5 protein-coding genes are annotated in these 5,323 nt (G+C 36.8%); 1 reads left to right on the forward strand and 4 read right to left on the reverse strand.

Annotated features, from left to right (window positions below; translation table 11 throughout):
* Positions 1-162 precede the first annotated feature (162 nt).
* The 4 genes from ACQKCJ_RS24585 to ACQKCJ_RS24600 form a co-directional block, all read right to left on the reverse strand.
* On the reverse strand, positions 163-615 hold the full coding sequence (locus tag ACQKCJ_RS24585) for an Lrp/AsnC family transcriptional regulator (RefSeq protein WP_083694586.1): 453 nt from the start codon (positions 613-615) through the stop codon (positions 163-165).
* A gap of 228 nt (positions 616-843) precedes the next feature.
* Complete coding sequence (locus tag ACQKCJ_RS24590) at positions 844-1,836, reverse strand: bile acid:sodium symporter family protein (RefSeq protein ID WP_271336572.1); 993 nt, start codon at positions 1,834-1,836, stop codon at positions 844-846.
* 166 nt (positions 1,837-2,002) lie between these two features.
* Complete coding sequence (locus tag ACQKCJ_RS24595) at positions 2,003-3,034, reverse strand: methionine synthase (protein WP_427403133.1); 1,032 nt, start codon at positions 3,032-3,034, stop codon at positions 2,003-2,005.
* 30 nt (positions 3,035-3,064) lie between these two features.
* Positions 3,065-4,117 (reverse strand): DUF1852 domain-containing protein, encoded by a 1,053-nt coding sequence (locus tag ACQKCJ_RS24600; RefSeq protein ID WP_427403134.1) that lies wholly within the window; start codon positions 4,115-4,117, stop codon positions 3,065-3,067.
* 267 nt (positions 4,118-4,384) lie between these two features.
* Between ACQKCJ_RS24600 and ACQKCJ_RS24605 the strand changes: the two genes are divergently transcribed.
* A complete protein-coding gene (locus ACQKCJ_RS24605) occupies positions 4,385-5,014 on the forward strand; it encodes a nitroreductase family protein (protein ID WP_427403135.1) in 630 nt (209 codons plus the stop codon).
* The last annotated feature ends 309 nt before the right edge of the window (positions 5,015-5,323 follow it).

Raw genomic sequence — 5,323 nt, forward strand, 5'->3', positions numbered from 1 at the left:
GACCATTTTAGCCCAAATTTACATTTTTCAAGAAACACTCTGTAAATCTACTAGTATAATAAAAGAAAGAGGTCGTCTTTTCAGACAACCTCTTTGTTTTAGAACATTATTTACGGACACGAAGTCAGGAAACGAATTTCAAATAAATAAGCCATCGCAGAACTATCCATACATATTTTTTATCTCCGACATAACAAAGGTACTTTGAGTACTCCCTATACTTTCAACTGATCCCAATTTATTAAAAACAAAATCCTGATAATGCTTCATGTCTTTAGCAGAAACTTTCATTAAAAAATCGTAATCACCAGAGATATTGTAACATTCCACAACTTCTTCTATTTTCATAATATCACTAACAAACTGATTTCCGATATTACGATCGTGCTGTTTAAGTTTGATATTACAGAAAACGATGAATCCCCTGTTTAATTTTTCTGCATCAAGGAGTGCTATATACTTCTTAATATAGCCACTGTTTTCTAATCTTTTAATTCGCTCAAAAACAGGCGATGCCGAAAGATTTACCATCTTAGCAAGCTCTTTTACTGTATACTTAGAATTATCATGCAGTATATTTAATAATTGAAGATCAATATCATCTATTTGTTCCATAGAATATTTTACTTTAAACAGGTTTAATTTATTTCTAAAACAGAATAAAATTCTTCAAATATAACCAAAAACAATACAAAAATCTTATTTTACACAAGTTAAAAACATAACATACTGCAGCATTGATCTTCACAGTATAAAAATCTAAAAGGCATTATTTTATAGCAGGGAGAGTTATCCTTGATGCCCTTGATCGAAAAAAGATAAAAGGCCACGTCATAAATAAAATTATACTTCTTTTCGTCGAGCCATACCCTGAGCGATGATACTAGCGGCAATCAATTGCAAGGCATGGTAAAGCATGAGCGGCAGCAATATGATGCCAGTGATGGTGCTGTGCTGAAAAAGTACTTTTGACATAACGGTGCCGTGTACCAATGACTTTTTAGACCCGCAGAATAAGACAGTAATACGGTCTTCATCTGAAAAACCAAGCAAGCGGCTGAGTAATCCGACACAAAAGAATACAGCAAAAAACAACGCCATCATCCCTGCAGCGAGTCCGGCAAGTTCAAGGGCGGTGAAGCCTTCAAAAAGATGTTCGGAAAATGACTTGCAAAACGACGTGTAAATAATCGTTAGAATAACTGCCTGATCGAAATATTTGAGCTGTTTCTTGTATTTTTCGGCAATGGCACCCAAACGGGAATTGAGGCTTATGCCAATGATGACAGGCAGCAAGACTTGAAGAATCAACTTTATGACGATATGAGTAACATCAAAATTGCCTGTCGCAGAAGCTATAAAAAGCCCAACCCAGATAGGCGTAACGACTACTCCAATCAAACTGGAAATGCTAGCATTGAAAATGGCTGCGGGAATGTTTCCCTTAGCGATGGAAACCATCACCACCGAAGAGGAAACTGTGGATGGCAATGCTGCCAGAAAAAATACACCAAGCCAAAGCAGCTCGAAGCCGTTATTGACAAACAACGGGCGAAATGCCAAAACAATGAGCGGAAAAAATAAAAAGGTGGTCAACTGGACGACAATGTGCATTTTCCAGTTAGAAAGTCCGGCTTTTAGTTTCTCAACACTCAGTCGCATGCCATAAAACAAAAAAATCAAGGAAACACCAGCATTGGCAATCTCCTCCAGCGAAACAGGTTCTTTGATCATGCCTGGCTTTGGCAAAAAATAAGCCATCAGAATCATGGTGGCTATCATTAACAGGAAACCGTCGAAACCTACTTTTTTTAATACTTCTAATAATTTCTTCAATGTGTTTTAAATATTATTCGTCCGTAGAGTCAAGATTACAAAAATGTCTTACGCAGATAAACGTGGATTCTCTAGATTCATTAGTCTGTCCGCAGACTCGCTCTGCTAAATTCTACGGACAGCACGCATGAGGCAAGGAAATCCTATTCTAATTAATAAATTGAGACTAAATCCCAAGTTCTTTACGTATAATTTCTGCCCCTGCGCTTAAAGCACTTAACTTGCCTCTGGCTACGTTTCGAGATAGTGGGGCCATACCGCAGTTTGTAGAAGGGTAAAGATTTTCGGCATCTACAAACTCAAGAGCTTTACGCAGCGTATCAGCTACTTCTTCTGGTGTTTCGATAGTGTTGCTTGCTACATCAATGGCACCTACCATTACTTTTTTACCTCGAACAAGTTCCATTAAATTTAAAGGTACATTAGAGTTGTGACATTCTAAAGACACCACATCAATTTTAGATTTTTGAATTTTCGGGAAAATTTCTTCGTATTGTCGCCACTCTGAACCTAATGTCTTTTTCCAATCAGTATTTGCCTGTATTCCATAACCATAGCAAATATGAACCGCAGTTTGACAGTGTAAACCTTCAATGGCTCTTTCTAATGCTGCCATTCCCCAATCGTTTACTTCATCAAAGAACACATTAAATGCAGGTTCATCAAACTGGATAATATCTACCCCTGCGTCTTGAAGTTCTCTTGCTTCTTCATTGAGTGCTATCGCAAATTCCCATGCCAATTTTTCCCGGCTTTTATAATGGTCGTCGTACAAGGTATCTACCATTGTCAGCGGACCTGGCAATGCCCATTTTATAGGCTTGTTAGTCTGTTTACGTAAAAATTTAGCATCTTCAACAAAAACTGCTTTTTGACGTGCAACCTCACCTACCACCACTGGAACACTCGCGTCATAACGGTTACGGATTTTTACTGTTTTACGATTTTCAAAATCTACACCGCTTAAATGCTCGATAAAAGTCGTTACAAAATGCTGACGTGTCTGCTCACCGTCAGAAATGATATCCAGATCTGCCAATTGTTGTTCGTGCAGAGAAATGCGTAAAGCATCTTGTTTCCCTTCAAATAGCTGATCGCCATCTAATTTCCATGGTGACCAAAGTTTTTCGGGTGGTGCAAGCCAGGCAGGTTTGGGTAAACTTCCAACAATTGAGGTGGGTAATAATAATTTCTTCATAATAGTATAATTTTAATGTGTTGTAATCAATTAAAGGGTAAAATTAGCAGACCATTGTTCCAGGAGACTTTTATAAGGCTTAATGAAATGTTCTTCTGCATATTTACCCTGTTCAACAGCCAATTGGCTGCGCTCTTCGCGGTCATAAACCACGCGGGTCAATGAATAATCTTCGTGTTTAAGATTAGGTTGATAGATTTTCCCAGCCACTGAATTTGCATTGTAGATTTCAGGGCGATAAATTTTCTGGAAAGTCTCCATCGTGCTGATTGAGCTGATTAGTCCAAGATCAGTATAATCAGCAAGCAGATCTCCGGAATGATAAAAAGACATCGGTGCCACACTATTCTGAGGCATGAAAAAACGAACTTTTAATCCCATTTTAGAGAAATATTCATCAGTGATAGAATACTGATCCTGCAGATACTCAAAACCCAGAACCGGATGCTGATACTCAGTTCGAGTATAAGTTTTATTGCTCGATACACTTAGACAAATGATCGGTGACATCTTGAAGTGCTCTTTATAAGTGGCTGAACTGACAAAGCACTTATACAGTTTTCCATGCAAATCACCAAAATTTTCAGGAAGACAAAAATTAGATTTATTTTTATTGTGCTCGATCAATAAAATACTGAAATCATAATCACGAACATAAGAAGAAAAATTATTTCCGGCAATACCTTCGATACGCTGACTAGTCTTGTGGTCAAAAATATTCGTTTTTAAAACTTCAATCAACGGCAGATTCTTAATACCATTCTTATCATCAATACTCATCGTTACTGTGATGATTTCAAGTTCTACAAGGTAACGATCAGCTTTTGGATTGTCCACGTGAGCCAATGCATTGAATCGATTGTTAATCATATTTAATGCATTACGTAAGTTTTGTTGGCGATTACCTCCTCTGGCCAGGTTTGCAAAATTGGTTGTCAAACGCGTTTGACTTGAGGGATGATAGTTTTCATCTAAACAAGTGCTCTTTAGTGTGAATGCAAAATCATTCTGGATTGTATTCTGGGTGTTTTCAATATTCTGCTTTTCGTTTATTCCCCTATCTTCTTGTATGTTCGCTTTCATTTGATGGTGATATTTAGTTTTTTTACCCTGCAAATTTGAATATAAAAGATTAAATATTTTTATTTATACATAAAATCAGTTAATTATTCTTTTTACATAAATTATTAAAGATTATTAATCTTTAAACAAATATAATAATGAAGTAAAACAGATAAATATTCTTTAGTAGCCTAAGATGATTGACTTGGAGTTTCCCAGAGCGCTTCAAAAACTCGAAAAAGAAAATAATATCATTTATATTTGCCAAAATTTAAGATTGACATAGTAATGAATTTGATAGAAAATTTAAAATGGCGCTACGCCGCAAAAGCGTACAATAACATTAAAGTAACAGAAGAGAAGATCGATCAGATCTTAGAGGCTATAAATCTTTCAGCATCTTCTTGCGGTCTGCAATCTTACCGCGTTTTTGTTGTAAGCAACCTGGAAATCCAAAAAAAATTAGGTACTGATTCGTATAACGGACAGATTACCTCATGCTCTCATTTGTTGGTTTTTGCTGCATTCAATGATATGTCTTCGACTTATATTGACGATTACATGGCAATGACAGAAAAGCAAAGAGGTCTTGATGCTGGTGCCTTATCAGGATTTAGAAATGGATTGCATTCCTATTTTAGCGCTATTAACGCAGAACAAAAAGCACTTTGGGCTGCCAAACAGGCTTATATTGCACTAGGAACAGCACTTATTGCTGCGGCAGAATTGAAAGTGGATGCCACTCCTATCGAAGGATTTAATGCCGCCACTATCGATGAAGTTTTGGGCTTGAAAGAAAAAGGGCTGCATGCTGCAGTTATCCTTGCATTAGGATACCGTGATTTGGAAAAAGACTACATGGCAACTATGAAAAAAGTTCGTCTGCCAATAGATGAAATGATAACGAAAGTATATTAATATGTTAATGATTATGGAAAAAGTATACGTTCAACCTTTTGGACTTGATACCTTCTCTGCTATAAAGGGCTAAGGCAAATAATACAGTTTTTATCCCGCATAAGTTTTGTGACAGAATCATGGTTTATTGCATTATGATAAATTAACTTAGAAGTACGCCAATTTCTTTAAATCGTTCATAAAAATGATTTGCAAATTGTGAAGTAAACATCACCAATCGGATAGGAACCTAGGGATTAGTTCCCTAGGTGACCTTCCACACCACCTGGCATACGGATCCGTACCAAGGCGGTTCTTAATTTACGATAC

Origin of the sequence: Flavobacterium sp. NPDC079362 (assembly GCF_050267765.1) — a bacterium.
In the GTDB taxonomy this organism is placed as follows: domain Bacteria; phylum Bacteroidota; class Bacteroidia; order Flavobacteriales; family Flavobacteriaceae; genus Flavobacterium; species Flavobacterium azizsancarii.

Coding starts and splice junctions, on each gene's coding strand:
- ACQKCJ_RS24585 (WP_083694586.1), bottom strand. CDS start 615: ATGGAACAAATAGATGATATTGATCTTCAATTATTAAATATACTGCAT.
- ACQKCJ_RS24595 (WP_427403133.1), bottom strand. CDS start 3,034: ATGAAGAAATTATTATTACCCACCTCAATTGTTGGAAGTTTACCCAAA.
- ACQKCJ_RS24600 (WP_427403134.1), bottom strand. CDS start 4,117: ATGAAAGCGAACATACAAGAAGATAGGGGAATAAACGAAAAGCAGAAT.
- ACQKCJ_RS24605 (WP_427403135.1), top strand. CDS start 4,385: ATGAATTTGATAGAAAATTTAAAATGGCGCTACGCCGCAAAAGCGTAC.